The organism is Pseudomonas palmensis, assembly GCF_017848315.1.
Taxonomy (GTDB): domain Bacteria; phylum Pseudomonadota; class Gammaproteobacteria; order Pseudomonadales; family Pseudomonadaceae; genus Aquipseudomonas; species Aquipseudomonas palmensis.
On the sequence record NZ_JAFKEC010000004.1, the window covers coordinates 46,895 to 71,413 of the forward strand.

Below are 24,519 nucleotides of genomic sequence, written 5' to 3' on the forward strand. Positions count from 1 at the left end.
TGAACCCGCGCGAACAGGGTAAACTTGCGCCATTGCTGAATTCCCCAGACGGTATTGCCATGACATTCGCCAAACTTGGCCTGATTGAACCCTTGCTGCGCGCGCTCGAGCACCTCAAGTACACCACCCCGACACCGGTGCAGGCGGCGGCCATCCCGGCCGTGCTGGCCGGCCGCGACCTGATGGCGGCGGCGCAGACCGGCACCGGCAAGACTGCCGGCTTCGCCCTGCCACTGCTGCAGCGCCTGGTGATGGAAGGCGAGAAGGTCGCCAGCAACTCGGTACGAGCGCTGGTGCTGGTGCCGACCCGCGAGCTGGCCGAACAGGTGCACGCCAATATCGTCGAGTACGCCGAACACCTGCCGCTGCGCACCTACGCGGTGTACGGCGGGGTGAGCATCAACCCGCAGATGATGAAACTGCGCAAGGGCATCGACCTGCTGGTGGCCACGCCCGGGCGCCTGCTCGACCTGTTCCGCCAGAACGCGGTCAAGTTCAACCAGTTGCAGGCGCTGGTGCTCGATGAAGCCGACCGCATGCTCGACCTGGGCTTTGCCGAAGAGCTGCGCTCGATCTACGCGGCGTTGCCGGTCAAGCGCCAGACGCTGCTGTTTTCCGCAACCTTCTCCGACGAGATCCGCCTGATGGCCGGGCAGATGCTCGATGACCCGCTCAGCGTCGAGGTCAGCCCGCGCAACGTGGCGGCCAGCAGCGTCAAGCAGTGGGTCGTGCCTGTGGACAAGAAGCGCAAGCCCGAGCTGTTCATGCACCTGCTGCGCAAGCAGCGCTGGAAGCAGGTGCTGGTGTTCGCCAAGACCCGCAACGGTGTGGATGCGCTGGTTGAGCGCCTGCAGGCGCAGGGCGTGAACGCCGACGGCATCCATGGCGATCGCCCGCAGGCCACGCGCCAGCGTGCGCTGGACAGCTTCAAGGCGCGCGAGATCCAGATCCTGGTGGCCACCGATGTGGCGGCGCGCGGGCTGGATATCGACGACTTGCCGCTGGTGGTCAACTTCGATTTGCCGATCGTGGCCGAGGACTACATTCACCGTATCGGGCGTACCGGGCGTGCGGGCAATACCGGCGAAGCCATTTCGCTGGTGTGTGCCGACGAGGTGAACATGCTGTCGGCCATCGAGATGCTCACGCGCAAGACCTTGCCGCGCCATGAAGAGCCGGATTTCGTGCCGGAGCACCGGGTGCCGGAAACCGACGCCAGCGGGCAGGTGGTGAAGAAGCCGAAGAAACCGAAGAAGCCCAAGCAGGGCAGCGGCAAGGGCAGCCTGGGGCGCTGGACCGACAGCGGGGATACCCCCGCAGCCGCGCCGCAGGTCAAGCCGGTGCGCAAGGTGCCGACGTTCAATACCGGGCCGCGCAAGCGCAAGCCTTAATTGGGCACGGGCTGCGCTGCAGCCCTTTCGCCGGCAAGGCCGGCTCCTACAAGGGCTGTGCGTACCCTATAGGCGCCGGCCTCACCGGCGCAGCCACTCCAGCACCCCCAACCCCGCCCTTCGCCCACTGGCAAAGCACGCCGTCAGCAGGTAGCCGCCGGTCGGTGCCTCCCAGTCGAGCATCTCGCCCGCACAGAACACCCCCGGCAACCGGGTCAGCATCAGGTGCCGATCCATCGCCTCGAACTTCACGCCGCCGGCGCTGCTGATCGCCTCGTCCAGCGGGCGCGGTCGTACCAGCGTGATCGGCAACGCCTTGAGCGCTGCCGCCAGGCGCGCCGGGTCGGCAAACACCTCGGGCCCGGTCAGCTCGCGCAGCAGCGCCGCCTTCACCCCGTCCAGGCCCAGCTGACCGTGCAGGTGCCTGGCCATCGAGCGCGAACCACGGGGTTTGCGCAGCGCCGCCTCGATCTTGTCCACAGGCCGGTTCGGCAGCAGGTCGAGCAGCACCGTCGCGCTACCTTCGCGGTTGATCGCTTCACGAATCTGCGCCGACCAGGCATACACCAGGCTGCCCTCGACGCCGCCCTCGGTCAGCACGAACTCGCCCAGGCGCGGCGCCTGGCCGGCAAGGCTCAGGGCGATGTTCTTCAGCGGTGCACCGGCGAACCTGCCCTTGAGCACGTCGCTCCAACCCGTTACCTCGAAGCCGCTGTTGGCTGCCTGCAACGGCGAGATATCCACACCCCGCGCCTGCAGCCAGGGCAGCCAGGCAGCGTCCGAGCCCAGCCGCGCCCAGCTGCCGCCGCCCAGCGCCAGCACCACGGCATCGGCCTGCACGCTCACCTCGCCCTGTGGACAAGTGATCCGCAGGGCGTCGTCGGCATCCCAGCCGTGCCAGCGATGCCGGGTGTGGATAACTACCCCGGCATCGCGCAGGCGCTTGAGCCAGGCGCGCAGCAGCGGGGCGGCCTTCATGTCGCGCGGAAACACCCGGCCGGATGTCCCCACGAAGGTGTCGATGCCCAGGCCGTGGATCCATGCGCGCAGCGCGTCTGCATCGAAGCCGTCGAGCAGGCGCGCGATGTCGTGTTCGCGTTCTGCATAGCGCGAGATGAACGCGGGGTAGGCTTCGGAATGGGTGATGTTCATGCCGCCCACGCCCGCCAGCAGGAACTTGCGCCCCACCGAGGGCATGGCGTCGTACAGGTCTACCCGCACACCAGCCTGGCTGAGGACCTCGGCGGCCATCAGCCCGGCCGGCCCGCCTCCGATAATGGCAACGTGGGGGGCGGTGGTTGGGGGAGTATCGGTCATGGGCGGCTGCAGGCTGGGGATAAAAGAGCGGGCATTCTACCCGACACGGCCCCGCCCAGGCACTGTACAAAAAACGATCAGTACGGTGCAGGCCCCGTGCCACAAGGGCCGGATGGGCTTGCGCTCAGGTTATCCACAGGCAGCTCCACAGTCATTGTGGGTAATCGAGTACCCGTTGGGCGCTGTGGTGCAGGATGCCGTGGCGTCGGGCAAGGGCGTGGCGGTCCTTGCTGTAGCCGCCGCCGATCAGGCCGACCACCGGGATATCGCGCCCCAGGCAGTGGCGCAGCACGGCTTCGTCGCGGGCAGCGACGCCTGCGTCGGTCAGTTGCAGGTAGCCCAGCGCATCGTCCTTGTGCACGTCCACGCCGGCGTCGTACAGCACCAGGTCGGGTTGGTACAGCGGCAACAAGTAGTTCAGCGCGTCGTGCACCACCTTCAGGTAGTCGGCGTCGCCCATGCCGCGCGGCAACGGGATGTCCCAGTCGCTCTGGGCCTTGCGTGCCGGAAAGTTCTGTTCGCAGTGCAGCGACACGGTGATCGCGTCCGGGGTGTCGTGCAGGATGCGCGCGGTGCCATCGCCCTGGTGCACGTCGCAGTCGAAGATCAGCACCCGGTGCACGCGCCCGGCTTCGAGCAGGTAGCGGCTGATCACCGCCAGGTCGTTGAAGATGCAGAAGCCGGCCGGGTGATCGTAGTGGGCGTGGTGCGTGCCGCCGGCCAGGTGGCAGGCGATGCCATGCTGCAGGGCCTGTTCGGCGGCCAGCAGCGAGCCGCCGACCGCGCGCACGGTGCGCCGTGCCAGCGCTTCGCTCCAGGGCAGGCCCAGGCGACGCTGGTCTTCGCGGCTCAGGTCGCCATTCATGTAGCGCTCGATGTAGCCCCGCTCGTGGGCCAGGGCGAGGATGTCGCTGGGGCAGAGCTCGGGGCGCAGCAAGGCCGCATCGGTGGTCAGGCCGCTGTCGACCAGGTGGTCGCGCAACAGGCGGAACTTGTCCATCGGGAAGCGGTGCCCGGCAGGAAACTCCGGGCTGTAGTCGTCGTGGTAGATCAGGGGCAGGGGCATGGCAGCTTCTAACCGGGGCAGGCCTCGATCTTGCCAGTTGCTGTACAGCCAGCGCCAGCGATCTACACTGCGCGCAGGTTCTCGACAGGGGTGCACCCATGCTGGCTTCCTGGACGTTCTGGGCGATTCTGTCGGCGATATTCGCCGCCTTGACCGCCATATTTGCCAAGGTTGGCGTGACCGGCATCAATTCGGACTTCGCCACCCTGCTGCGCACGGTGGTGGTGCTGGTGAGCCTGGCGCTGATTCTGTTCGCCACCGGCCAGTACCAGTCACTGGGGTCGATCTCGCCGCGCAGCTACCTGTTCCTGCTGCTGTCGGGGCTGGCCACAGGCGCCTCGTGGATCTGCTACTTCCGCGCCCTGCAACTGGGGCAAGCCTCGCAGGTAGCGCCTGTGGACAAACTCAGCGTGGTGCTGGTGGCGGTGCTCGGCGTTACCCTGCTGGGCGAGCGGCTCGACCTGCGCCAGTGGGGCGGCATCAGCCTGATCACTCTGGGCGTAGTGATGCTGGCATGGCGTTAGCGCGCAGAGGTGTTGCCGGTAACTCCAGCGGTGCCTTCAGCGGTGCCTGCAGCGCGGTGCGGCCATAGAAGCACAGCGCGGTCGGCAGGCAGGTCAGCCAGACGAAGATCCCCGCCCAGAAGGTGTGCGACATGTAGTGCCAGCCCTGCATCACGCGGGTGGTGCCGTACACCATGCCCAGCAGCACGATGAACCCCAGCAGCTTGCGTGCGTGCGCCCAGCGCCAGCGGCGGGCCACGAAGTACAGCGCCATCAGGGTGAAGCCGCTGGAGGCATGCCCGCCGGGCCAGCAGCGCCCGTCACCGGCCTTGTGCAGCAGGTCGAACTGTTGGTACCACTCCAGGCGCGGATGGGCACCGCCGTAGAATGTGGTCTCTACCGGGCAGTACACCCCTGTGTGGCTCTTGAGGTAGTGAATGATGGCGGTGCACAGTGCGAATGCCACCACCACGAACAGCAGGTCGCGCCGGTGCCGGGTGGTGAAGCGCAGCACGCCGGCAATGCGGCTGCGTTGCAGCAGCCGGGTGGCGGCGGCCTGCGGATGGCGGGCGAAAAGCGGCCACACGAAGGACAGCAGGGCGCCGATCAGTGCGGCTTCGCCTGTCCAGTTGGGCAGGATGCGGGGCCACTTGTGGGTCACTTTCTCGAACCAGGCGTCGTGCAGCAGGGTGAACTGGCCGCTGGCCGGGTCGATGAACAACTGGCTGAACCAGCGGTCGAGGTCGGTGAGGTCGAAGGCCACGAACACGACCAGTGCCAGCAGCAGGGGCAGGCCCAGGTGGGTGAGGTAGAACGACTGGCGTGGCGACATGCTCATTGCTCCGCCCTGGCCAGCAGCTTGCGCCATTCGGGGGCGTTCATGCGGCCGAGGATTCTCGGTTTGCCGCTGGCGCCCACCGAGACGAATACGGCTTCGGCGTAGGCGCTGGAGCGTTCGCCACCGGGCACGTTCAACTGGCGTTCGAGCTGGTCTATGCAGCCGCTGTGGGTCACCAGCACCAGGTTGCGCTCGGCGGCCTTGCGCGCCAGGGCGTTGTCGGCGAAGCCCTTGTTGCATTGCTGCAGCCAGTCCTCACTGGCTGCCAGCTTGCCGAACATGAAGTGAGCGGTTTGCTGGGTGCGGGTCAGGGGGCTGGCCAGCATGTCGGCATGCTCCAGGCCCAGGCGCTGCAGCCCTTCGCCCACCTGCGCCGCAGCCTGGCTGCCCGCCTGGGTGATACCTTGCGGATCATCCAGGCACGGGTTGCGCGAGCGGTCGCAACGCTCGGCATGCCGCACCAGCACGATGACTTCACCTTTGGCCCAGTCGGCATACACACCGCTGTTGCGCATCTGTCTTTCGCTACCCAGGTCCACGATCGCCAACCCTCTGACCAGCCACAGGCTTGAAACGGCCAGTGCAAGCAAGGTGCACAGGCCCAGCAGGAACGTCGCCGAAGGCAGGCGTCGTCGTCGCCCCGGACGGGCTGGGGTCAAGGTCTGGTCGAGTACTGCATCATGCAACATGGGGCCGCTCCGGCTACCGCGAGAATGTCTGCACGGTAAGCAACGGCCTGTGGTGAATCGGTGAAGGCGATGTGAAAGCCTTGTGGGGCAAGGGGCAACAGCACGTTGCAGTTTCAATTCCATGAAGTAACAAGCCCAATCTCGGGCCTGGTGGCACTGGATGGCGACCAGCGTGTCACCGGCCTGGAGCTGGGCGCCACCGGACGCATCACCGATGCCTGGGCGGTGTGGGCCGGCTACACCTACCTGGATGCCGAAGTGGTGAAGGCCGGTGGCAACGGCGTCAACGACGGCACCAGCCCACGTTCATCGCGCCCGACAGCTTCAGCCTGTGGACCTCCTACAACATCGATGCACGCAGGGGCAGTCGGGGCTGGCGCCAACTACATGGGCCTGCCTACGCTGTACACTGCAAGGCAATGATCACGGAGCAGGCAATGACCCCGATACTTGAACTGGAGAGCGCGCGGCTGCGGCTGCGCCAGTGGCAGGACGACGACCTCGCCGAGTTCGCCGCCCTGTGTGCCGACCCACTGGTGATGCAGTACTTCCCGGCGCCGCTGAGCCGGGTCGAAAGCGCCGCACTGATTGGCCGCATCCGCGGCCATTTTGCCGAGTACGGGTTCGGCCTGTGGGCCCTGGAGCGCCAGGACAGCGGGGCGTTCATCGGCATGACCGGCTTGCTCAATGTGAGCTTCGATGCGCCGTTCACCCCGGCGGTGGAGATCGGCTGGCGCCTGGCGCGGCGCCACTGGGGCCAGGGCTTCGCCAGCGAGGCGGCCTGGACCTGCCTGCGCTGTGCGTTCGCCCAGCTGGGCCTGGACGAAGTGGTGTCGTTCACTACCCAGGGCAATCTGCCGTCGCAGAAGGTGATGCAGGCCATCGGCATGCAGCCCGATCCGCTGGGCGACTTCGAGCACCCGCGCCTCGAGCCCGGCCACCCCTTGCGCCCCCATGTGCTGTACCGGATCAACCGCGCCCAGTGGCAGGCCACCTTGCATGGCTGAATCGCAGAACATACAGGCCGCCAATGACAAACCCTGTATTATTTGCGCCCTGGGCCTTGCTTTGGAGAATCTCGAATGAGCCACGTGTTGGACGATCTGGTCGACCTGTTGAGTCTGGAGGCGATCGAGGAAAACCTGTTCCGCGGACGCAGCCAGGACCTGGGCTTTCGTCAGCTGTACGGGGGCCAGGTACTGGGCCAGTCGCTGTCGGCGGCCAGTCAGACGGTCGAAGAGGCGCGCCACGTGCATTCGTTGCACGGCTATTTTCTGCGTCCGGGCGATGCGTCGATGCCGGTGGTGTATTCGGTGGACCGCGTGCGTGACGGCGGCAGCTTCAGCACCCGCCGGGTGACGGCGATCCAGAAGGGCCAGCCGATCTTCACCTGCAGCGCCTCGTTCCAGTACGACGAGGAAGGCTTCGAGCACCAGGGCCAGATGCCCCAGGTGGTCGGCCCCGAGAACCTGCCGTCGGAAGTGGAACTGGCCGAGCGCATGGCCGATCAGTTGCCCGAGCATATTCGCGACAAGCTGCTGTGCGCCAAGCCCATCGAAGTGCGCCCGGTGACCGAGAAGGACCCCTTCAACCCCAAGCCCGGCGACCCGGTGAAGTACGCGTGGTTTCGTGCCGACGGCAACCTGCCCGACTCCCAGGCGCTGCACAAGTACATGCTGGCATACGCCTCGGACTTCGGCCTGCTGACCACTTCGCTGATGCCCCATGGCAAGTCGGTGTGGCACCGCGACATGCAGCTGGCCAGCCTCGACCATGCGCTGTGGTTTCACGGCAACCTGCGCGCCGATGACTGGCTGCTGTACGCCATGGACAGCCCGTGGGCGGGCAATGCGCGCGGCTTTGCCCGTGGCAGCATCTTCAATCGAGCCGGGCAGCTGGTGGCCTCGTCGTGCCAGGAAGGCCTGATTCGCCATCGCAAGGACTGGGCATGAGCCTGCGCTCGATTCGCCACTGGGTGTTCGACATGGACGGCACCCTGACCGTCGCCGTGCATGACTTTGCGGCCATTCGCGTGGCGCTGGACATCCCGGCGCAGGACGACATTCTTACCCATCTGGCGGCCCTGCCTGCGGCAGAGGCGGCGGCCAAGCATGCCTGGCTGCTGGAGCACGAGCGCGAACTGGCAGTGGCCTCGCAGGCGGCGCCGGGGGCGGTGGCGCTGGTGCGCGAGCTGGCGGCGCGGGGCTGCCGGCTGGGGATCCTGACGCGTAATGCGCGCGAGCTGGCGCATGTGACGCTGGAGGCGATCGGCCTGGCCGACTGCTTCCCGGTGCAGGACATCATCGGCCGCGACGAGGCTCCGCCCAAGCCGCACCCGGGCGGGCTGCTGCAACTGGCCCAGGCGTGGGACGTGGCACCGGCGCAGATGGTGATGGTCGGTGACTATCGCTTCGATCTGGACTGCGGGCGTGCGGCGGGTGCGCGCACGGTGCTGGTGAATGTGCCGCAGAACCCGTGGCCGCAGCTGGTGGATTGGCATGCGGCTGATTGTGGGGTGTTGCACGGGATGCTGGAGTAGGTCCGTGCTGGCCTCTTCGCCGGCCTTGCCGGCGAAGAAGCCCGGATCATCAACCCAGGCCTTCGATCAGAACGCCCAGCGCGTAGTCAGCATCAGGTTGCGCGCTTCGCCATAGTAGGTGGTGTCGAAGTTGCCCAGCCCGGCCAGGTAGCGCTTGTCGAACACGTTGTTGGCGTTGAGCGTGAAGCTCAGGTGGTCGTTGTACTGGTAGCGGCCCATCAGGTCGACCAGGGTGTAGCCACCCTGCTTGATGAAGGTGTAATCCTTCACCGTAGGGCTGTAGATCTGGCCGTAGAACGCGCTCTGCCAGTTCACCCCGCCACCCACCGTGACCTTGTCCAGCGCCCCCGGCAGGCGGTAGGTGGTGAACAGCCGCAGCAGTTGCTCAGGCTTGGTGGTGCTCATCGGCGAGCCGAAGATGCGCTGGTGGTCCTTGTCGCGAGAGCGCGCATAGGTATAGCCGGCCGACAGGTTCCAGCCCTCCTGCAGTTCGCCGGCAATCTCCAGCTCCACGCCCTCGGTGGTTGCGCCGCGGGTGGCCTTGTAGATCCCCTCGTTGGTGTTGGTGGTGCCGGTCTGCACCGCCACGTTGTCCTGCTCGATACGGAACAAGGCCAGGCTGGCATTGAGCCGCCCCTCGAAGTAGGCCGCCTTCAGCCCTGTCTCGTAGCTGTCGCCCTCCACCGGATCCAGCGGGGTGCGGTTTGCGTCCTTGTAGGTCTGTGGCTGGTAGATCGAGGTGTAGCTGGCATACACCGAGTAGGTGTCGTTGAGGTCATACACCACGCCGGCATACGGGGTCACCACGCCATGCTGCTTGTAGCCGGCCTGGTTGTCGCTGAAGTACACCGGGTTGAGGCCGTCGTAATCGTAGTTGTCGTTGTACTTGAAGGTGCTGACGCGGGTGCCGAGGATCAGCGACAGGTCGTCGGTGGGGCGCAGGCGGGTGGCGATGTACGCGCCGTTCTGGCGCTTGGTCTGCTCGTACTTGCCGTTTTTCGGGAAGTCCGGCACGCCGATCTTGCCGTTCCATTCGTAGATGTTGCCCGGTGTGCCGCCCAGGCTGGTGTCCCAGGTGGCGCCGGTCTGGCGCGAGTTGGCCGCGTTGAAACCCATCACCAGGTCGTGCTGGCGGCCCAGCAGGGTGAAGGGGCCGGACAGGTTGATGTCGGCGGTGTTCTGCACCCGGTGACCTTCCCAGCGGCCCCAGAACATGAACATGCCTTCGCCCGTGGCACGGTCGGGATTGCCGCCGCTGGCGGAGGCAAGGCGCGTGTCGTGGTCGCTCTGCAGCTGGTTGACGCTGAGCTTCAGGCTCCAGTCGTTGGCCAGCGCCTGCTCCAGCGAGGCGAAGTAGGTGCGGTTCTGGAAGTCGCGACGGCTCCAGTCGGCCCCCGGGTTGAACCGGCGCGAAAAGTCGGTGCGTCCGCCATCGGCGAAGTACACCGGGTTGCCGGTCCAGGAGGTGCCGCGCGGGGTGGTGGTCTGCTGGTCGATACCCACGGTCAGCAGGGTGTCGGGGGTGACGTCGACTTCGAGGATGCCGTAGTACACCTCTTTCTTCTGCTGGTAGTGGTCCTGGTAGCCCTTCCTGTCCTGCTGCGCGCCGACGAAGCGCCCGCGCACGCTGCCGCTGTCGTTCAGCGGGCCGGAAACATCGCCTTCGCCACGGTAGTCGTCCCAGCTGCCGGCGCTGCCCGACAGCGAGGCCTGGAACTGCGCGGTGGGTTTCTTGCGGATCAGGTTGACGGTGGCCGAAGGGTCGCCGGAGCCGGTCATCAGGCCGGTGGCCCCCTTGAGCACTTCGACGTGGTCGTAGATCGCCATGTCGACATGCGCGGTGCCTTCATCGTACACGCCGTCGTAGATGGTGTTGACGCCGTCGTACTGGAAGTTGGTGATGGCCAGGCCACGGCTGGAGAATTCGGTACGGTCGCTGTCGTAGGCCTGGGCGGAGACGCCGGGGGTGTTGCGCAGCACGTCGGTGATGCTCTGCGCGCCCTGGTCATCCATCTGCTGGCGGGTGACCACGGTGACCGATTGCGGGGTTTCGCGGATCGACAGCGGCAGCTTGGTGGCGGTGCGGGTGGCGGCGGTGGTGTAGGCGCCGGTGTTTTCGGTGGTCTCGCCAAGGGTATTGCTTTCGATGCTGGTGGCCCCCAGCTCGACGGCGCCGCCGTTGCCGGCTGGCACCAGCACGTAGCCGCCATTGGACTGGCGCTGGGCCTGCAGGCCGCTGCCCGCCAGCAGTCGCGCCAGGCCTTCATCGATGCTGTAGCTGCCCTGCAGGCCCGCCGATTGCAGGCCCTGGGTTTGCCGCGCATCGAACGACAGGGTGATGCTGGCGCGGGTGGCGAACAGGCTCAGCGCGGTGCCCAGCGGGCCTGCGGCGATCTGGAAGTGGGTGCTTGCGCTTTGTGCCAGGGCGTTTGACGGCAGCACCGCCAGCAACGGCAACGGTGCCAGCGGCAGGCTGAACAGGGCCAGGTGGACGGCGCGTAGCAGAGGGCGAGGCGCTCGCGGGCAAGGGGCGGACATGCAGGTTTTCCTTCGATTGGCTGGGCAGGGGCGCGGCTTTTTTTTCCGCTTTAACTGCGTAGCCGAATGAGAATGAAAATCGGCAACCCGGTTTTCGATGTTTTTTCAGACCGGCTCGACGCTCACCCAGTACCGCGTGAGGTAGCGCACCTTGACCGGCAGCGAGGTGCCCAGGTTCTGCAGGACGGTGTCGGTATCGTCAATGCGAAAGGCGCCGGACAGGCGCAGGTCGGCAATACGCTCATCGCAGCGCAGCAGGCCGGGACGGTAGCGGCGCAGCTCGCTGATGAAGTCGGCCAGGCGCCACTCGATCACGGTCAGCATGCCGTCGGTCCAGGCACCTGTGCCGGGGGCCGCGCTACCGACCGCTCCGAGCTGATGCGCGTCGAAGCTCACGCTTTGCCCGCTGTCCAGGCGCAGCACTTGCCCGGGCTGATCGGCGGGGCGGATCTCCACGGCGTGCTCCAGTACGCTGACCCGGCTCAGGCCGCCCTCGCTGTGCACGCTGAAACGGGTGCCCAGGGCGCGGATGCGGCCTTCCGGGGTTTGCACCAGGAAGGGCCGGCCAGCGGCGTCGGCGGCGGTTTGCACCATGATTTCGCCGCTGTACAGGCGCAGCAGGCGCTGCTGGCCGTCGAATTCGATATCCAGCGCGGTGTCGGTGTTGAGTTCCAGTTGACTGCCATCGGCCAGTGTCACGTGGCGGCGCTGGCCCTTGCCGGTACGCAGCCCGGCCATCAGCTCGCGGCCCGTGTCGCTTTCGCGCACGGCCCAGCCGGTGATGCCCACGCCCATCAGCAGGGCCAGGGTCTTGAGCACGGCGCGGCGTCGTGCGCGTACACCGGCCAGGGTCGGCAGGGCCACGTCGGCGGGCAGGCGGCCAAGCTGGCGCTGCAGTTTTTCCACCCGCGCCCAGGCCTGGGCATGGGCCTGGCTCTTGCCCAGCCAGTCCCGCCAGGCCTGCACCTGGGCCTCGCTGGGCGGCGCGGCATTGAGCTTGACGTACCAGCTGGCTGCCGCCTCCAGGGTTGAGTAGTCCAGGGGCTGGGCCATGTCAGTCGTCCGTCAGCAGCAGGCAGTGGGTCATGGCGCGGATCATGTGTTTTTTCACCGTGGTCACCGACACGCCCATGCGCTCGGCGGTGGCCACGTAGCTCAGGCCCTCGAGCTGCACCGCCAGGAAGATCTGCCGGGTGCGTTCGCCCATGCCGTCGAGCAGGGTATCGACGGCCACCAGGGTTTCGAGAATCAGCAGGCGCGTTTCGGGCGACTCGACGACGCGCTCCGGGCGGGTGGCCAGCTCGGCGAGGTAGGCCTGTTCCAGGGCCTTGCGGCGAAACTTGTCGACCATCAGCGCATGGGCGATGGCACCCAGGTAGCTGCGCGGTTCACGAATGGTCTGGGCATTGCGTGCGGTGAGCACCCGGATGAAGGTGTCCTGGGCAAGGTCTGCGGCATCGCTGGCGTTGCCCAGGCGCGCGCGCAGCCAGCTTTTCAACCAACCGTTGTGTTCGCTGTAGAGCGCGTGCAGGGCAGCGTGATCGGGTGCGGGCATGGCGCGGAGGATACTGAGTAATTGATAATTAGTCGCATTATTGTGGTTTGCCGGCGGATTGTGCAAGTGCTGGTGCTTGACCTGCGTCAGGCACGGGCGAAGACTGGTTGACCCTTTACAGACACGAGTGAGGCGCTTCCCATGAGCCACAAGGCCATTTACGTTCAACCCGGCGGCGGATATGACAAGGTGCAGGTGGGCACGTGCGAAGCGCCGGCGCCGCAGGCGGGCGAGATCACCGTGCGCCTGCGTGCCAACTCGCTCAACTACCACGACTTTGCCGTGGTCAGCGGCATGTGGGGGCCTGCCGAGCCGCGCATTCCGATGGCCGATGGTGCCGGTGAAGTGGTGGCCGTGGGCGCCGGGGTGAGCGAGTTCGCTGTCGGTGATGCGGTGGTCAGCACCTTCTTCCCCGACTGGCTGGATGGCGCGCCGCTGATCGAAGGCTTTGCCACGGTGCCGGGCGATGGCATCGACGGCTATGCCCGCGAGCAGGTGACGGCCCGTGCCACTTCGTTTACCCATGCGCCCAAAGGTTGGAGCCACGCCGAAGCGGCCACGCTGACCACTGCGGGCTTGACCGCCTGGCGTGCACTGATGGCCGACGACGCACTCAAGCCAGGTGACACGGTGCTGGTGCAGGGCACCGGCGGGGTGTCGATCTTCGCCTTGCAGTTCGCCAAGCTGGCGGGTGCCACGGTGATCGCCACCTCGTCCAGCGACGCCAAGCTCGAACGCCTCAAGGCCCTGGGCGCCGACCACCTGATCAACTACCGCACCACCCCGGCCTGGGGCGAGCAGGTGCGCAGCCTGACCCACAATCGTGGTGTGGACCATGTGATCGAGGTGGGCGGCCCGGCCACGCTGGAGCAATCGATGATTGCCGCGCGCATTGGCGGGCACATCTCGTTGATCGGCATCCTCACCGGCGTGGCGGGGCAGTTGCCGCTGGTGCAGGCGCTGGTGCGCCAGTTGCGTCTGCAGGGGGTACTGGTAGGTAGCCGTGCCCAGCAGCAGGCCATGGTGCGTGCCATCGACGCCAGCGGCCTTCGCCCGGTGATCGACAAGCACTTTGGCCTGGAGCAGATCGCCGATGCGTTCCGCTATCAGGAAACCAACCAGCATTTCGGCAAGATCGTGCTGGATATCTGAGGCACGCCCCGACACGACAAAGCCCGCTTCTGGCGGGCTTTGTCGTGTCTGATACGAGGAAATCAGGTAAGGCGGGTAGGCAGTTTCCTCAATTGGGATGAGAGGTGTCTTGACCACTGTGGGGCTGCTGTTCACAGCGGTTCATCTGGGGTTTCCTGGCGTGCCTGAGTGATCAACGGTAACGGAAGCCGAGTGAAGTTCGATAACGGGAATCCGCTGGCGATGATCAACCTGCATAAGCCACATCCCGGCAACGAGCTGAAGGCTTACATCAGATGCCAGGTTATTGAACACTTGAAAGCCGGAGGGTTGATTTGATGGGCACACTGTTGCATTACAGGGGGTATCACGGCTCCATTGAAGCCAGCCCAGAAGACAACTGTCTATACGGCAAGGTGCAGTTCATCCGGGCTCTGGTGAGCTATGAAGGAGAGACTGTGGCACAGTTGGACGCGGCATTTCGCGAGGCCGTGGATGACTATCTACACACATGTGCAACCTTGCATCAGGCTCCCGAAACCCCATGTAAAGGCTCATTCAATGTGAGGGTTGGCCATGACCTGCATTTGGCCGCCAGCGTGGTTGCCAACCGGCAGAGTATTTCGCTCAACGACCTGACGCGCCGGGCATTGACCGCCTACCTGAGTCACCATGAGTAGTACGATACGCTTGCAGCGCGCCTGAATACGCGCCACGACAAAGCCCGCTTCTGGCGGGCTTTGTCGTGTCTGGCGGTTGAGGTCAGAAGTCGTAGCGCACGTTGGCGGTGAAGGTGTCGGCATCGAAGCCGCTGCTGGTCAGGTAGTTGTACGACCCGCCCACGCTCCAGGCACCGACGCGGTAGGTTGCGCCCAGGCCCAGCTCGTAGCTGTCGCGGGCCGGGGTGGCGCCGCGGGTGGTGAATGGCGTGCCACCCAGCACGAAGGTGGAGGTGGTGCCGGCCTTGTCGCCGATGAAGTCATGCCAGGCCATCAGCTTGGCTTCCGGCTCCAGGCTGCCCACGCCCAGGTCGAAGGCGGCTGCCAGGCGTGCGCCCAGGCCCATCTCGCCGATTTCGTAACGCTGGCTGCCGACGTTGAGCGCCGCCGAGCTGCCTTTTTCACGGTACGAGTCGATCGAGACGTTGGCGTAGCGCGCGCCGATCTGCGGCTCGAGCACTACCTGCCGGTCGAGCTGGAAGGTGTAGCCGGCCAGCGCGTTGACGCCGAAGATCTCGCTGTCGTAGTCGGCCTTGGCGCGGCTGCCGGCGATGTAGCGTTTGGACTCGTTGTCGTTCCAGCCGTACATCACCGAAGCATCGACGAAGTAGTTGTCGTGGGTCCAGTTGCCGTACAGGGTCAGGGCATGGCCGCTGACATCGGTCTTGTTGCCCCGGTCGGATTTGACGTCGCTGGTCAGGTAGCTGTACGCCAGGCCCACGGTGGTATCGGGGTCGAGCTTGCCGTCGGCGCCCACGGCGATGCCGTTGGTGTTGGCATCGTAACCGTCGATACCGTGGCGACGATCCTGATCGGCATCGCTGGACAGTGCCTGCACCCATACGCCAGTGCCCGACAGGCCTTCACCGGACGACAGGCCGTTGCGGGCATTGCTGGAGCGGCGGGTGACGGCGTTGCCGACCAGGGTCTGGCTGCTGGTGGCGGCATTGATCACGCCGCGGCTGACATCCGGGGTCAGGGTTTCGGCGAGACTGGCCAGTTGCGCATCGCTGCTGGCGTTGGCGAAGGCCTGGAATACCGGATCGCTTTCGCTGAGCTGGCCCATCACGGTGTTCTTGAACGGTTGTATGGCATTGACTGCATTGCGCGAAGCACGGGCGCCGAGCAGGTTCTGCTCGATCGCTTCATCGCTGCGGGTTGCGACCAGCGCCTTCACATCCTGGCCCTCGATGCCGAAGTTTTTCACTTCGAGCAGCGCCGAGGACGAGACCACCGACAGGTTCTGCGCCTCTTCCCAGGTGCCGGAGTTCAGCAGGGTGTAGCGGGTGCCCTGGGCCGGGGTGCGGAAGTCGTCGGAGCGGGCTTGCAGCTCGATCTGGCTACCTGCGGAGAAGTAGGTGTTGCCGGTCACCTTGAGGATCGGTGAATCGGGCAGCGTCGTGTTATCCAGCAGCAGACGCAGGCGGGCGGTGTCGCTGTCGAGGTCGAGATCGCCGTCCAGCGTGGTGTGCGGCGCCAGCAGGGTCAGGGTGCCACCGTCGATGTCCACGTAGCCGGCACGGATGGTCGAACCGCCGAAAGCCACGTCGCCTTTGACCAGCACGCCACTCAGCCCCAGCAGATCGCCTTTTACCTGGCCGCCGGACCAGTAGAAGTACGACTGCGCGTTGCTGTCTTCGGCCAGAATCGCCGCAGTGCCGCCTTCGAGCAGGCCGGCGGTCTGGGTGATCGAAAACAGATTGCTGCCGCTCAGGTTGACCAGATGGATGCCGATGCCATCTGCCGAAATGGTGCCGCTGTTGTTGATGTTGCTTTTGTAGGGCGGGGTGATGGACCCGCTGAAGACGGCATTCTCGACTTCGATACCGGCCGAGTCGGCGCCACGCGCGGTGATGGTGCCGCTGTTGATGATGCTCGACTGGGTGGAGGTGATCATCATGCCGTTGGCGTTCTGGCCCGTCACGGCAATGCTGCCGCTGTTGATCACATCACCGGCAATCTTGGCCAGGTACAGGTCCAGGCCCATGGCGCCTTCGCCGGTCACGTTGATGCTGCCCTGGTTGACCAGGTTGCCGCCGATGCTGGAATCGAGGGTGAGGGAAATGGCCGAGGGAATATCGGTGGCACTCGCCGCGCTGAGGTTGATCGCGCCGCTGTTGGTCAGGTTGCCCAGCACAGTGACATCGATCAGCTCGACGCCGGCGTTCTGCGATGTGCCGCTGAAGGTAGCGCTGCTGAAGGTATCGCCGGTATTGCTGTAGGCACCGGAGCGGAGGTCGTGATTCAAGTCGATAGCGGGAGAGGCATTGGCCGTGGCTGTAGCAGCGGCAATGGAAAGCGCCAGCAGTGAGCGGCGCAGCGATGCAGTATTCAAGAGGGTGTCCCTTCCAGGGTCGGAAACCGACGCGGGACAACCAGCGCATGCTGCGTCTGTATCGGCCATCCCTGCCGGCTTGTCAGTGAGTGCTGAATCAAGCGCTGGGTACTGTACAGGATGGTTGTAGGACAATTCAGCAGCGAAAGCCGGTTAGGCTGCTTTTCACGAAAAAAATGTGAATCAGCCGGCATCTGTAGGAAAAACAGGCAGATTCGCGGGAATTTAATCGATCGTGTGGGGTCGACCGGTGTCGTCCTGGCGAAGGCCAGGACGTCTTGCAACCGCAATCAGGCGAAGCTGATGTTGATGCGCTGCTGGCCGTAAACGACTTTGGCGGCAGAGATCAGTTGGTGCGGGATCTCCACGAACGGAATGTCGGAGTTGGTCAGGGCGATGTCCACCAGTTGCACCATGATCGAGTTCTTGCGCACCAGGATCACGTCCGACCAGTCGGTGTTGGTCATGGCCAGCGGGATGAAGTCGGAGCGCTTCATGAAGCTGCTCAAGGCTTCGAGCACGCCCAGGTTCTGCTTGGTGCCATTGGGGCTGTGGCAGCAGTCGTTGAGCAGGATGAAGCCATCCGGGCCGACCAGTTCCTGGTAGTACATCAGGTCGCGCAGGATGAATTCGTACTGGTGGCTGGCATCGATGTACACCACGTCGAAGGTCTCGATGCCGGTACGCGGCTGGATCGCGTCGATGGCGCTGATGGTGTCGGCGCGGATGACGGTGACGTTGTCCTTGTCGGCGAAGCGGTCCAGGCATTGCTGGTAGAGGTTGTCGAAGGTGGCCTGCTCATGCATCGGGCCGCCGTAGTAGTAGGCGTATTTCTCTGGTGGCTCGACCCATGGCGGCAACTGGTCGAATGGGCTGTAGTCGTCATTGGAGGCAGGGCTCCAGCTGTCGATCAGCACCATCTTTTCCGGGGTCAGGGCCTGGTAGAGCTTCATCGCGTTTTCGCCGCGCAGCACTCCCAGTTCCGCTACCACCGGCTGCTTGCCATAGGCGGTAAACACCGCGTTGAGTACGTGATAGAAGGTTTCACGGTAGGTTGTGCAGACTTTCATCGGTGACCTGCTCTGCTGCTAGTTCGGTTGCCAAGCATATCGGCCTGGCATTGGATTTCGAGAGGGCAGGTTCGATGCAATTTGTGACGCGCCCGATCAGCGCGTCACTGTCGATTGCTCAAGCCTGGGCCAGGCGGCCGACGCGTAGCCAGCCAAGCACGACCGCGCCAATCAGCAGGAAGCCCAGGTAGCCGAACAGCGGGTAGACCTGCCCCACCAGGCTGACGAACCCGACCAGGCTGCCAACGAACGCAAGGGCGCCGGCGGCCGCCGAGCCGATGCGGAACGTGCGGGTGCCCGCTGGCAGCAATCGCGCCGAAAAGGAGTACAGGGTGCCAACGGCGGTGTTGAGGATCATCAGGAAAATGACCACGGCCATCACCAGGCCAAGCACCGGTGAAATCTCGGTGGCGATGGACAGCATGGGCATGGGCAGGTCGGCCACGCTGTCCAGGCGCGACAACAGCCCCAGGCTCATCACCAGCATCAGCACCCCCAGCAACGCGCCGCCGAAGATGCCACCCCAGATGGCGTGCTTCTCGGTCTTTGCGGTGCCGCCCATGATCGACAGAAAGGGCACCCCGGCCACGATGTTGTAGGACACGTACAACAGTGCCCCCAGCAGCCAATGGCTGGCGCCGGCGTCCTGCTGGCTGGCCAGTTGATCGAGCTCGCCGAAACTCAGGCCTCGGGTGGCCACACCATACAGGGCCACCGCTACTGCCGTGAGAATCAACAGCGGGGTGGCGGCGCCGATCATGCCAATCACCTTCTGCACATCCAGGCACACGATGGCGACCACGATCACGGTTACCGCCAGGCTGCCGAACAGGGCCGGGATGCCGAACTGCTGCTCCAGCAGGGCACCGCCACCGGCCAGCATGACCACGGTTACCGCAAACATGAAAAAGGTGATCATCAGGTCGACGAAGGCGCCCAGGTAGCGTCCGCACAGGGCGTTCACCACGTCTTTATGGGAGCTGGCCCGCAGGCGGCTGCCCATGCCTGCCAATGCCATGCCGAGAAAGATGAACAGTGAGGCGCTGACCACTGCCCCGAGCAATCCCCATACGCCGAAATCGACGAACATCAGCAGCAGTTCCCGACCGGAAGCGAACCCGGCGCCGACAATCACACCGACGAACGCGCCGGCTATTTTCAGGCTCTCTTTCATGACGATTTCCCTCGAATTATTGTTGTTAGGGCTTATGGGGCGGGCCACTTTCCGTGGCCATGCCGGGGCATCGCAGTGGCAGGCGGCAAGGGTGTGCTAGCGGGCGCCGACCCAGGCCTGGACTTCGATCTCTACGTCGACCCCCAGTGCCAGCTGGCTGCCGCCGACCGTGGAGCGCACCGGAAAACCATTGTCGAAGTAGCGCTTGTACACCTCGTTGAAACCGGCGAAATGTTGCATGTCGGTCAGCCAGACCGTGGCCTTGACCACCTGATCGAACCCCACACCGCACTCGGTCAGGGTTTCGCCGATACGGCTCATGACCGCCTCGGTTTGCTCGCGGATATCCCCGAGCACCACGTTGCCCTGTGGGTCCATTGGTACCTGCCCCGAGAGAAACAGGAAATCGCCGACACGGATGGCCTTGGAGAACGGGTAGGGCAGATGGCTGGGGTAACGCTGCAGTTGTTCGGACATGGCATTGAACCTCGTGGGTGATGAATGATTAACGCAAGCGGGCAGGTGCCAGGCGCTGTGGCTCGACACCTTGATGAAGCAGTGTTTGGGGCAGCGGCTGATCGAGCAACTGGGCGCAGGCCAGTTGCGACACGCCGGCCGCAGACTGGATGCCATAGCCGCCCTGTGCCGCGAGCCAGAAGAAGCCTTCGCGGTGATTGTCCCAGCCGACCACCAGGTCGCCATCGGCGACGAACGAGCGCAGGCCGGCCCAACTGTGACGCGGGCGGCGGATGGTCAGGGAGGTGGCGGCCTCGATGTGGTAGATGCCGGTGGCGATGTCCAGCTCTTCAGGCATCACGTCATGGGGCGGCACGGGGTCGGCGTTGGCCGGGGAGCCCAGCAACTGGCCGGCATCGGGCTTGAAGTAGAAGCTTTCGTCGATGCCGATCACCGTGGGCCAGCGCGAGAAATCCATGCCCTGGGGGCCGTCGAAGGTAAAGGCTGTGCGTCGGCAGGGCTGCAAGCCGATGGGCTTCACGCCGCACTGCTGCGCAACCTCATCAGCCCAGGCGCCTGCGGCATTGACCAGCGTGCGCGCGCGCAACTGGCGACCGTCGGCCAGGGTCAGGTGCCAGTGACCGCCTTCGCGCGTGGCGACGCTCAGTTGCGCATCGCATTGCAGCACACCACCGGCACGGCGCATGGCGCGCAAGAAGCCCTGGTGCAGTGCATGCACGTCCAGATCGCGGGCGTCGGTTTCGAGCATCGCGCCAACCATTGCTTCCGGGTTCAGGCACGGCACCAACGCGAGCGCATGCTCGGTATCGATCAACGACACATTGCCAGCCTGTGCTGCACCGACAGCGAAGGTCTGTTCCAGCAGGGGCTGTTGCCCCTGGCCTGCGACATACAGGCAACCGCGAGGCTCCAGCAGCGCATGCTCGGTGAAATCAGCGGGCGGTTGCTCATAGAAAGTGCGGCTGGCGCGGGTCAAGGCCTGGATCTGCGGTGTTCCGTAACTTTCCATGAACATGGCTGCGGAACGACCGGTGGCGTGATAGCCCGGCTGGCTCTCGCGCTCGAGCACCACGACCCTGGCTTGCCCAGCCAGGCGATAGGCCAGGGAGGCCCCCGCAATACCGCCGCCAATGATGGCGAAATCGAAACATTCGCTGTCGTGCATACCGAGGTGCCTCCTGTTCCGAGTGGGAGAAGCAATGTCTTCGCCGCTGTTCTTGTAATTCTCAGATACGAGAAATGTAAGATATGAGAATTTTCCAGTCAACCTATTACCTTGAGGTATTATTTTTGGCCCTTGCCCGGCTTGGCCCAAGGCATCGTTTCCGTATGGCAGAGAAGTTTGCATGAGCTCCGATCCAGTCTCGCGTTCCCCGGCCCACCCCTTGATAGATCGCGCCCAGGTGGGTGCCCGTCTTCGTGTCATACGCAAGAACCAGAAGCTCACGCTCAAGCAATTGTCCGAGCGTTCAGGCGTGGCGCTGTCTACCCTGTCGAAGATGGAGCTGGCGCAGGTATCGGTGAGTTACGAGAAGCTGGCGGCGGCAGCGCGGGCATTGGGTGTGGACATCGCCCAGCTGTTCAGCCCGGCCAAGGTGAGCGTGGGGGCGGTACAGCCCACGGTGGTGAGCACGGCCATCGATACGGCGGCGGGTTACAGCACGGGCAACTACGAGTACCACCCGATGGCGGGGGATTTTCCCGGGCGCAACATGACGCCGATGTATGCCCGCATCTGCGCGCGTGAGATGAGCCAGTTCGAAGACTACATTCGCCACCCCGGGCAGGAGTTTGCCGTGGTGCTTTCGGGCCGTGTGCGCATTCAGTTCGAAACGGGTGAATCCGTCAGCGTTGGTTGCCGGGAGACGGTGTATTTCAACAGCGCGATCGGGCACATCTACCTGGCTGAGGGCGAGGCGGGGAGTGACGCCGAGGTGATGGTGGTGATGACGGAGGTCTGACCTTGTGCTCGGCAGATTCCGAAAGCCATGGGGTGAGTGCCCCATGGCTGGCCGTTCAGGGGTTAGCGCGACGCCCAGGCGTTGAAGCGTTGCTCCAGTTGTTCGCCATGGTCGGCCCAGAACAGCGGGTCTACCGGCACCTGCTGGGAAAGGTTCGCTGGCGCGGTGGGCAGTTCGGCGATGCGGTCCTTGTCGAGCAGTTGCATGGCCTGCAGGTTGGCGGCGCCGTAGTCGATATGTTCGGCGAAGCTTTTCTGTTGCGCGGGGTCGAGTGTGAAGGCAATGAACTCGCGGGTTTTCTCCTGGCGCGAAGCGCCCCGCGGGATAGCCCAGGAATCGAACTCGTAGAGGCCGCCGGACCAGACGATGTCCAGGTCGTACTTTTTCTTCTGCTTGGCCGAGAGGCGGCCGTTGTACACCGAGCTCATCACCACATCCCCCGCGGCGAGATACTGAGGTGGCTGGGCGCCGGCTTCCCACCACTGGATATGCGGCTTGATCTCATCCAGCTTGGCGAAGGCGCGGTCCTGGCCTGCCTTGGTGGCCAGCAACGTATAGACGTCAGCGTGCGCTACCCCGTCGGCGATCAGGGCGAATTCCAGAGTCGATTTGGCCAGCTTGCGCAGGCCGCGCTTGCCCGGGAATTTCTCCACATCCCAGAAATCCTTCCAGCCGGTGGGGGCTTGCTTCAGCTTGCTGGTGTTGTAGGCCAGCACCGTCGAGTACACCAGGAACCCTATGCCGCAGGGCTGGATGGCGCCGGGAACGAAATGCTTGGTATCGAGGCCGATCTGAGCTGGGTCCAGCGTCTCGAACATGCCCTCTTCACAGCCCCGGGCAAGCTCGGCGGACTCCACCTCCACGGCATCCCAGGACACGCTGCGGGTATCGACCATGGCCTTGACCTTGGCCATTTCGCCGTTGTACTCGCCGGAAATGATCTTGCTGCCCCGGGCTTGTTGCCAGGGCTTGTAGAAGGCCTTTACCTGGGCCTCCTTGTTGGCGCCACCGAAGGAGACGATGGTGAGGTCGGCCGCGAGGCCGTGACTGGCAGTGACTATCCCCGTTGCGAGTGCTGCGAATTTCAGAGCTTTGATCATTATTGTTATCTCCTACTGTTCAAGGGTGATTGCACATCACTCGAGACACCGGGATCAATCGGTCCTCCCAGACGAGAGACATCCGGTTCTCGTTCCAGCGCTGCAGGGCAAACCGCACAGCCAACAGCAAGGCTCGCCACGCAGCGCAGTGTTCTCCTTAGGTGGTTTTGTGGTGCCCTAAGGTTTCATGGGGGTAAGGAGGGTAAAAGCTGACTTTTTCGATTCTTGGATTGGGGTTTACTAAACTATGAATGGATGAGAGGGGGCAGAGAAGAAGTCCGAGAACGTCTTTTCTGAGTTTGGTGGGCCGGGGTAAGTTGAATCTGCTCGGTAAGTTATTGATTTATAGAGTCAATATTGGTTCCAATTTTTGGTTGGAATACCAATTGGAATGCCGTGCGAAATTGCACTCCACTTGACCACCCGCTTGCATTCGATCTGACCACCGATTGCATCGGAGCACGCCTCGTCACCATGATTGGCAGTGAACTGCCCGAAGCGGACATCCCGGTGCATGCTTTGTGTGAGCTCCCTAGTCCAATGCACGCCAACTGATTGCGTCTGACTGTTCCCAGATTTGACCTTGCTCAAAGTGAAGGTAGGCGCGCCACCCTTCGATGCTGTTGAATGGTAGATCGAAATCGACCTCAGCCACTGTGACATGGGGGCCACAGTACTGAGCCATGTACGAATTGAGTTGGTCAAAAAAAATGTCCGGTAGCTTGGTGCTACAGGTCATATAACACGAGGTTCCATTTTCGAAAAAGTCGCACGGCCGCACGACCGACCATAATGTGGCAGGCTCTTGATCGGGGTTTTCCGTTATCCAGCTACGGGCTGCCTGATGGATCAACTTATGCCAATTACCGTCAGCATATGGGTCCTCAATACCCCACGTATCAACGACAAATAGCAGTGCAATTTTTTTCGGCCGACGGAGATTCGGAGTGAATTCAAGGGCGTCTGTCATTTAAAGTCCTTATTTATTGTGCGATGCTGATAAAATCGTGATGATGAGATTCCGATTACCGGCTATTTTCAGCCTGCATGGTTCCACTCTCACTCATACCCAGCCGCAGCATTCCTCAGCTTTTGCGCAATTTGCTCGCGTAGGTTCAGCGGCATTTCAACCACTAGCGCATCGCCCAGCGACAAGATCCACCACTGCAGTTGCCAGCTATCGCTGATCGTTGCTGTGACGCGATAGCCATCGCCATTGCCAAGGTCGGTTAGCGCCATATCTGCGCTCAGCGGCGTTTCTCGCAGCAGGCGAGCTTGCTTTTCACTTAGCCAAGCCTGGAAGGCGATTCTTTCTGTATTGCCGAACTGCAGCGCATCGCTATTCAAGTAGGCCTGTAGATTGAAATCCTTCAGTCCCTGCGTTGGGGACTCCAAGAGGGACAATTCGCGGAATCGATGGACTGCGTACTGGCGCACATCGGTGTAAGAGTCGGCGGTGCCGATCAGGTAAGTGATCAATCCACGTTGCACCAGGGCCAGCGGATTGAGTTTCAGTTGGCTGACTTTGTCAGAGTGTGCGGAGTAGTACTGACATTGCAACTGTTTCTCCTCCAGCAAGGCCTGTTGCAATGTCTCCAGAATTTCCTCTGGAATCTCCGGCGCTTGCAGGTTCAAGTGCGGGGCGCACGCTGGCTACTTTATCCAGCCAGCGTGCGGCTTGATTCTCCTCGCCCAATCACTTGAGTTTTTGTCGCGCGTGGTTGAAACGAGGCTCCAGCACTCTGAGCATGCTGTTAGGCAGCAGTGGGCGGATTGCGTCTTCGACTAGAGCCAGGCTCAACGCCTCGGTCAGGGTAACTCCCTGCAATTCGACGCTGACACCGGGTTGCCAGTACCAACCGTAAGGCGCGCTTGCGTCATTGCATTGCAGGGGGAACATCAGCGACAGATCGATCAGGTCGCGTTCAATCGTACGCCGGCTGATTTTATAACCCGATAAGTGTAGGCGCGTGGCGAGTTCGGCGGTGGTGATTCCGGGTGATCTGGATGGCAACTGGCGAAGCAATTCCCACTGACGGCTGACGGTGGATTGGGCTTTGGCAGAGGGCAAGACAGGCTTCCTTGTGTAGTGCTTAAGCTCGGTATGGCGACAAGG

General features: G+C 63.8%; 23 protein-coding genes and 2 pseudogenes. 10 read left to right on the forward strand and 15 right to left on the reverse strand.

Annotated features, from left to right (window positions below; translation table 11 throughout):
* The first annotated feature begins 59 nt into the window (after window positions 1-59).
* Window positions 60-1,391, forward strand: a complete 1,332-nt coding sequence (locus tag JZZ72_RS03840; protein ID WP_054916356.1) for a DEAD/DEAH box helicase — start codon at window positions 60-62, stop codon at window positions 1,389-1,391.
* A gap of 81 nt (window positions 1,392-1,472) precedes the next feature.
* On the opposite strand, the gene JZZ72_RS03845 is transcribed toward JZZ72_RS03840, so the two are convergent.
* Both JZZ72_RS03845 and JZZ72_RS03850 read right to left on the reverse strand, forming a co-directional pair.
* Window positions 1,473-2,708 (reverse strand): TIGR03862 family flavoprotein, encoded by a 1,236-nt coding sequence (locus tag JZZ72_RS03845; protein ID WP_210014060.1) that lies wholly within the window; start codon window positions 2,706-2,708, stop codon window positions 1,473-1,475.
* A 151-nt stretch (window positions 2,709-2,859) separates the two neighbouring features.
* Window positions 2,860-3,774, reverse strand: coding sequence for a histone deacetylase family protein (locus JZZ72_RS03850; protein WP_054916358.1), 915 nt, complete (start codon window positions 3,772-3,774; stop codon window positions 2,860-2,862).
* 98 nt (window positions 3,775-3,872) lie between these two features.
* Here JZZ72_RS03850 and JZZ72_RS03855 point away from each other — a divergent pair, with 98 nt between their 5' ends.
* Window positions 3,873-4,298, forward strand: coding sequence for an EamA family transporter (locus tag JZZ72_RS03855; protein WP_043863863.1), 426 nt, complete (start codon window positions 3,873-3,875; stop codon window positions 4,296-4,298).
* On the opposite strand, the gene JZZ72_RS03860 is transcribed toward JZZ72_RS03855, so the two are convergent.
* On the reverse strand, window positions 4,264-5,109 hold the full coding sequence (locus JZZ72_RS03860; RefSeq protein ID WP_210014061.1) for a phosphatase PAP2 family protein: 846 nt from the start codon (window positions 5,107-5,109) through the stop codon (window positions 4,264-4,266). The genes JZZ72_RS03855 and JZZ72_RS03860 overlap by 35 nt on opposite strands.
* Before the next feature lie 2 nt (window positions 5,110-5,111).
* Entirely contained in the window at window positions 5,112-5,804 is a 693-nt protein-coding gene (pmrG, locus tag JZZ72_RS03865) for a lipopolysaccharide core heptose(II)-phosphate phosphatase PmrG (protein WP_210014062.1), read from the reverse strand.
* Window positions 5,805-5,909: 105 nt separating this feature from the next.
* On the opposite strand from pmrG, the gene JZZ72_RS03870 reads away from it, so the two are divergent.
* From JZZ72_RS03870 to JZZ72_RS03885, 4 genes are all read left to right on the forward strand, one after another.
* Window positions 5,910-6,227 (forward strand): TonB-dependent receptor, encoded by a 318-nt coding sequence (locus tag JZZ72_RS03870; protein WP_210014063.1) that lies wholly within the window; start codon window positions 5,910-5,912, stop codon window positions 6,225-6,227.
* Between the two features lie 14 nt (window positions 6,228-6,241).
* Window positions 6,242-6,811, forward strand: a complete 570-nt coding sequence (locus JZZ72_RS03875) for a GNAT family N-acetyltransferase (RefSeq protein WP_043863860.1) — start codon at window positions 6,242-6,244, stop codon at window positions 6,809-6,811.
* A 75-nt stretch (window positions 6,812-6,886) separates the two neighbouring features.
* On the forward strand, window positions 6,887-7,756 hold the full coding sequence (gene tesB, locus JZZ72_RS03880; protein ID WP_043863859.1) for an acyl-CoA thioesterase II: 870 nt from the start codon (window positions 6,887-6,889) through the stop codon (window positions 7,754-7,756).
* A complete protein-coding gene (locus JZZ72_RS03885; protein ID WP_054916361.1) occupies window positions 7,753-8,343 on the forward strand; it encodes an HAD family hydrolase in 591 nt (196 codons plus the stop codon). Before tesB ends, JZZ72_RS03885 begins: the two co-directional genes overlap by 4 nt.
* 66 nt (window positions 8,344-8,409) lie before the next feature.
* On the opposite strand, the gene JZZ72_RS03890 is transcribed toward JZZ72_RS03885, so the two are convergent.
* The 3 genes from JZZ72_RS03890 to JZZ72_RS03900 form a co-directional block, all read right to left on the reverse strand.
* Window positions 8,410-10,881: a TonB-dependent siderophore receptor gene (locus JZZ72_RS03890; protein ID WP_210014064.1), complete on the reverse strand. Its 2,472-nt coding sequence runs from the start codon at window positions 10,879-10,881 to the stop codon at window positions 8,410-8,412.
* Window positions 10,882-10,986: 105 nt separating this feature from the next.
* Window positions 10,987-11,934, reverse strand: coding sequence for a FecR domain-containing protein (locus JZZ72_RS03895; RefSeq protein ID WP_100634092.1), 948 nt, complete (start codon window positions 11,932-11,934; stop codon window positions 10,987-10,989).
* A gap of 1 nt (window position 11,935) precedes the next feature.
* Complete coding sequence (locus JZZ72_RS03900; RefSeq protein ID WP_043863856.1) at window positions 11,936-12,436, reverse strand: sigma-70 family RNA polymerase sigma factor; 501 nt, start codon at window positions 12,434-12,436, stop codon at window positions 11,936-11,938.
* Window positions 12,437-12,577: 141 nt separating this feature from the next.
* Here JZZ72_RS03900 and JZZ72_RS03905 point away from each other — a divergent pair, with 141 nt between their 5' ends.
* The 3 genes and pseudogenes from JZZ72_RS03905 to JZZ72_RS03915 all read left to right on the forward strand — a co-directional run bounded on the left by JZZ72_RS03905 (window position 12,578) and on the right by JZZ72_RS03915 (window position 14,247).
* Window positions 12,578-13,588, forward strand: a complete 1,011-nt coding sequence (locus tag JZZ72_RS03905; RefSeq protein WP_210014065.1) for a zinc-dependent alcohol dehydrogenase family protein — start codon at window positions 12,578-12,580, stop codon at window positions 13,586-13,588.
* Between the two features lie 171 nt (window positions 13,589-13,759).
* Window positions 13,760-13,906: pseudogene (locus JZZ72_RS03910) on the forward strand (type II toxin-antitoxin system HicA family toxin); the annotation flags it as partial.
* The gene (locus tag JZZ72_RS03915) at window positions 13,906-14,247 is read left to right on the forward strand and encodes a type II toxin-antitoxin system HicB family antitoxin (RefSeq protein ID WP_043863853.1); all 342 of its coding nucleotides are present in this window, start codon (window positions 13,906-13,908) and stop codon (window positions 14,245-14,247) included. The pseudogene JZZ72_RS03910 and the gene JZZ72_RS03915, both read left to right, overlap by 1 nt.
* An 82-nt stretch (window positions 14,248-14,329) precedes the next feature.
* On the opposite strand, the gene JZZ72_RS03920 is transcribed toward JZZ72_RS03915, so the two are convergent.
* The 5 genes from JZZ72_RS03920 to JZZ72_RS03940 form a co-directional block, all read right to left on the reverse strand.
* Window positions 14,330-16,621 carry an autotransporter family protein gene (locus tag JZZ72_RS03920; RefSeq protein ID WP_210014066.1) on the reverse strand — a complete coding sequence of 764 codons (2,292 nt, stop codon included), beginning with the start codon at window positions 16,619-16,621 and terminating at the stop codon, window positions 14,330-14,332.
* 290 nt (window positions 16,622-16,911) lie between these two features.
* On the reverse strand, window positions 16,912-17,691 hold the full coding sequence (locus JZZ72_RS03925) for a class I SAM-dependent methyltransferase (protein ID WP_043863851.1): 780 nt from the start codon (window positions 17,689-17,691) through the stop codon (window positions 16,912-16,914).
* 118 nt (window positions 17,692-17,809) lie between these two features.
* Window positions 17,810-18,865: a YkvI family membrane protein gene (locus JZZ72_RS03930; RefSeq protein ID WP_043863850.1), complete on the reverse strand. Its 1,056-nt coding sequence runs from the start codon at window positions 18,863-18,865 to the stop codon at window positions 17,810-17,812.
* Window positions 18,866-18,961: 96 nt separating this feature from the next.
* Entirely contained in the window at window positions 18,962-19,342 is a 381-nt protein-coding gene (locus JZZ72_RS03935) for a RidA family protein (RefSeq protein ID WP_058540570.1), read from the reverse strand.
* A 28-nt stretch (window positions 19,343-19,370) separates the two neighbouring features.
* Window positions 19,371-20,507, reverse strand: coding sequence for an NAD(P)/FAD-dependent oxidoreductase (locus JZZ72_RS03940; RefSeq protein WP_210014067.1), 1,137 nt, complete (start codon window positions 20,505-20,507; stop codon window positions 19,371-19,373).
* A 181-nt stretch (window positions 20,508-20,688) separates the two neighbouring features.
* Here JZZ72_RS03940 and JZZ72_RS03945 point away from each other — a divergent pair, with 181 nt between their 5' ends.
* On the forward strand, window positions 20,689-21,303 hold the full coding sequence (locus tag JZZ72_RS03945) for a helix-turn-helix domain-containing protein (RefSeq protein WP_054916367.1): 615 nt from the start codon (window positions 20,689-20,691) through the stop codon (window positions 21,301-21,303).
* A gap of 62 nt (window positions 21,304-21,365) precedes the next feature.
* Here JZZ72_RS03945 and JZZ72_RS03950 read toward each other — a convergent pair whose 3' ends face one another.
* The 3 genes and pseudogenes from JZZ72_RS03950 to JZZ72_RS03960 all read right to left on the reverse strand — a co-directional run bounded on the left by JZZ72_RS03950 (window position 21,366) and on the right by JZZ72_RS03960 (window position 24,474).
* Window positions 21,366-22,403 carry an ABC transporter substrate-binding protein gene (locus JZZ72_RS03950; protein ID WP_043863846.1) on the reverse strand — a complete coding sequence of 346 codons (1,038 nt, stop codon included), beginning with the start codon at window positions 22,401-22,403 and terminating at the stop codon, window positions 21,366-21,368.
* A 532-nt stretch (window positions 22,404-22,935) separates the two neighbouring features.
* Complete coding sequence (locus JZZ72_RS03955) at window positions 22,936-23,373, reverse strand: hypothetical protein (protein ID WP_210014068.1); 438 nt, start codon at window positions 23,371-23,373, stop codon at window positions 22,936-22,938.
* Window positions 23,374-23,462: 89 nt separating this feature from the next.
* Window positions 23,463-24,474 (reverse strand): annotated as a pseudogene (locus tag JZZ72_RS03960) (helix-turn-helix transcriptional regulator).
* Between the last annotated feature and the right edge of the window lie 45 nt (window positions 24,475-24,519).

What these genes read in the sequence shown, in the direction of transcription:
- JZZ72_RS03885 (WP_054916361.1), top strand. Translation starts at nt 7,753, where the DNA reads ATGAGCCTGCGCTCGATTCGCCACTGGGTGTTCGACATGGACGGCACC.
- JZZ72_RS03845 (WP_210014060.1), bottom strand. Translation starts at nt 2,708, where the DNA reads ATGACCGATACTCCCCCAACCACCGCCCCCCACGTTGCCATTATCGGA.
- JZZ72_RS03930 (WP_043863850.1), bottom strand. Translation starts at nt 18,865, where the DNA reads ATGAAAGAGAGCCTGAAAATAGCCGGCGCGTTCGTCGGTGTGATTGTC.
- JZZ72_RS03855 (WP_043863863.1), top strand. Translation starts at nt 3,873, where the DNA reads ATGCTGGCTTCCTGGACGTTCTGGGCGATTCTGTCGGCGATATTCGCC.
- JZZ72_RS03955 (WP_210014068.1), bottom strand. Translation starts at nt 23,373, where the DNA reads ATGACAGACGCCCTTGAATTCACTCCGAATCTCCGTCGGCCGAAAAAA.
- JZZ72_RS03905 (WP_210014065.1), top strand. Translation starts at nt 12,578, where the DNA reads ATGAGCCACAAGGCCATTTACGTTCAACCCGGCGGCGGATATGACAAG.
- JZZ72_RS03950 (WP_043863846.1), bottom strand. Translation starts at nt 22,403, where the DNA reads ATGATCAAAGCTCTGAAATTCGCAGCACTCGCAACGGGGATAGTCACT.
- JZZ72_RS03935 (WP_058540570.1), bottom strand. Translation starts at nt 19,342, where the DNA reads ATGTCCGAACAACTGCAGCGTTACCCCAGCCATCTGCCCTACCCGTTC.
- tesB (WP_043863859.1), top strand. Translation starts at nt 6,887, where the DNA reads ATGAGCCACGTGTTGGACGATCTGGTCGACCTGTTGAGTCTGGAGGCG.
- JZZ72_RS03895 (WP_100634092.1), bottom strand. Translation starts at nt 11,934, where the DNA reads ATGGCCCAGCCCCTGGACTACTCAACCCTGGAGGCGGCAGCCAGCTGG.
- JZZ72_RS03900 (WP_043863856.1), bottom strand. Translation starts at nt 12,436, where the DNA reads ATGCCCGCACCCGATCACGCTGCCCTGCACGCGCTCTACAGCGAACAC.
- JZZ72_RS03890 (WP_210014064.1), bottom strand. Translation starts at nt 10,881, where the DNA reads ATGTCCGCCCCTTGCCCGCGAGCGCCTCGCCCTCTGCTACGCGCCGTC.
- JZZ72_RS03840 (WP_054916356.1), top strand. Translation starts at nt 60, where the DNA reads ATGACATTCGCCAAACTTGGCCTGATTGAACCCTTGCTGCGCGCGCTC.
- JZZ72_RS03875 (WP_043863860.1), top strand. Translation starts at nt 6,242, where the DNA reads ATGACCCCGATACTTGAACTGGAGAGCGCGCGGCTGCGGCTGCGCCAG.
- JZZ72_RS03925 (WP_043863851.1), bottom strand. Translation starts at nt 17,691, where the DNA reads ATGAAAGTCTGCACAACCTACCGTGAAACCTTCTATCACGTACTCAAC.
- pmrG (WP_210014062.1), bottom strand. Translation starts at nt 5,804, where the DNA reads ATGTTGCATGATGCAGTACTCGACCAGACCTTGACCCCAGCCCGTCCG.
- JZZ72_RS03945 (WP_054916367.1), top strand. Translation starts at nt 20,689, where the DNA reads ATGAGCTCCGATCCAGTCTCGCGTTCCCCGGCCCACCCCTTGATAGAT.
- JZZ72_RS03860 (WP_210014061.1), bottom strand. Translation starts at nt 5,109, where the DNA reads ATGTCGCCACGCCAGTCGTTCTACCTCACCCACCTGGGCCTGCCCCTG.
- JZZ72_RS03915 (WP_043863853.1), top strand. Translation starts at nt 13,906, where the DNA reads ATGGGCACACTGTTGCATTACAGGGGGTATCACGGCTCCATTGAAGCC.
- JZZ72_RS03940 (WP_210014067.1), bottom strand. Translation starts at nt 20,507, where the DNA reads ATGCACGACAGCGAATGTTTCGATTTCGCCATCATTGGCGGCGGTATT.
- JZZ72_RS03850 (WP_054916358.1), bottom strand. Translation starts at nt 3,774, where the DNA reads ATGCCCCTGCCCCTGATCTACCACGACGACTACAGCCCGGAGTTTCCT.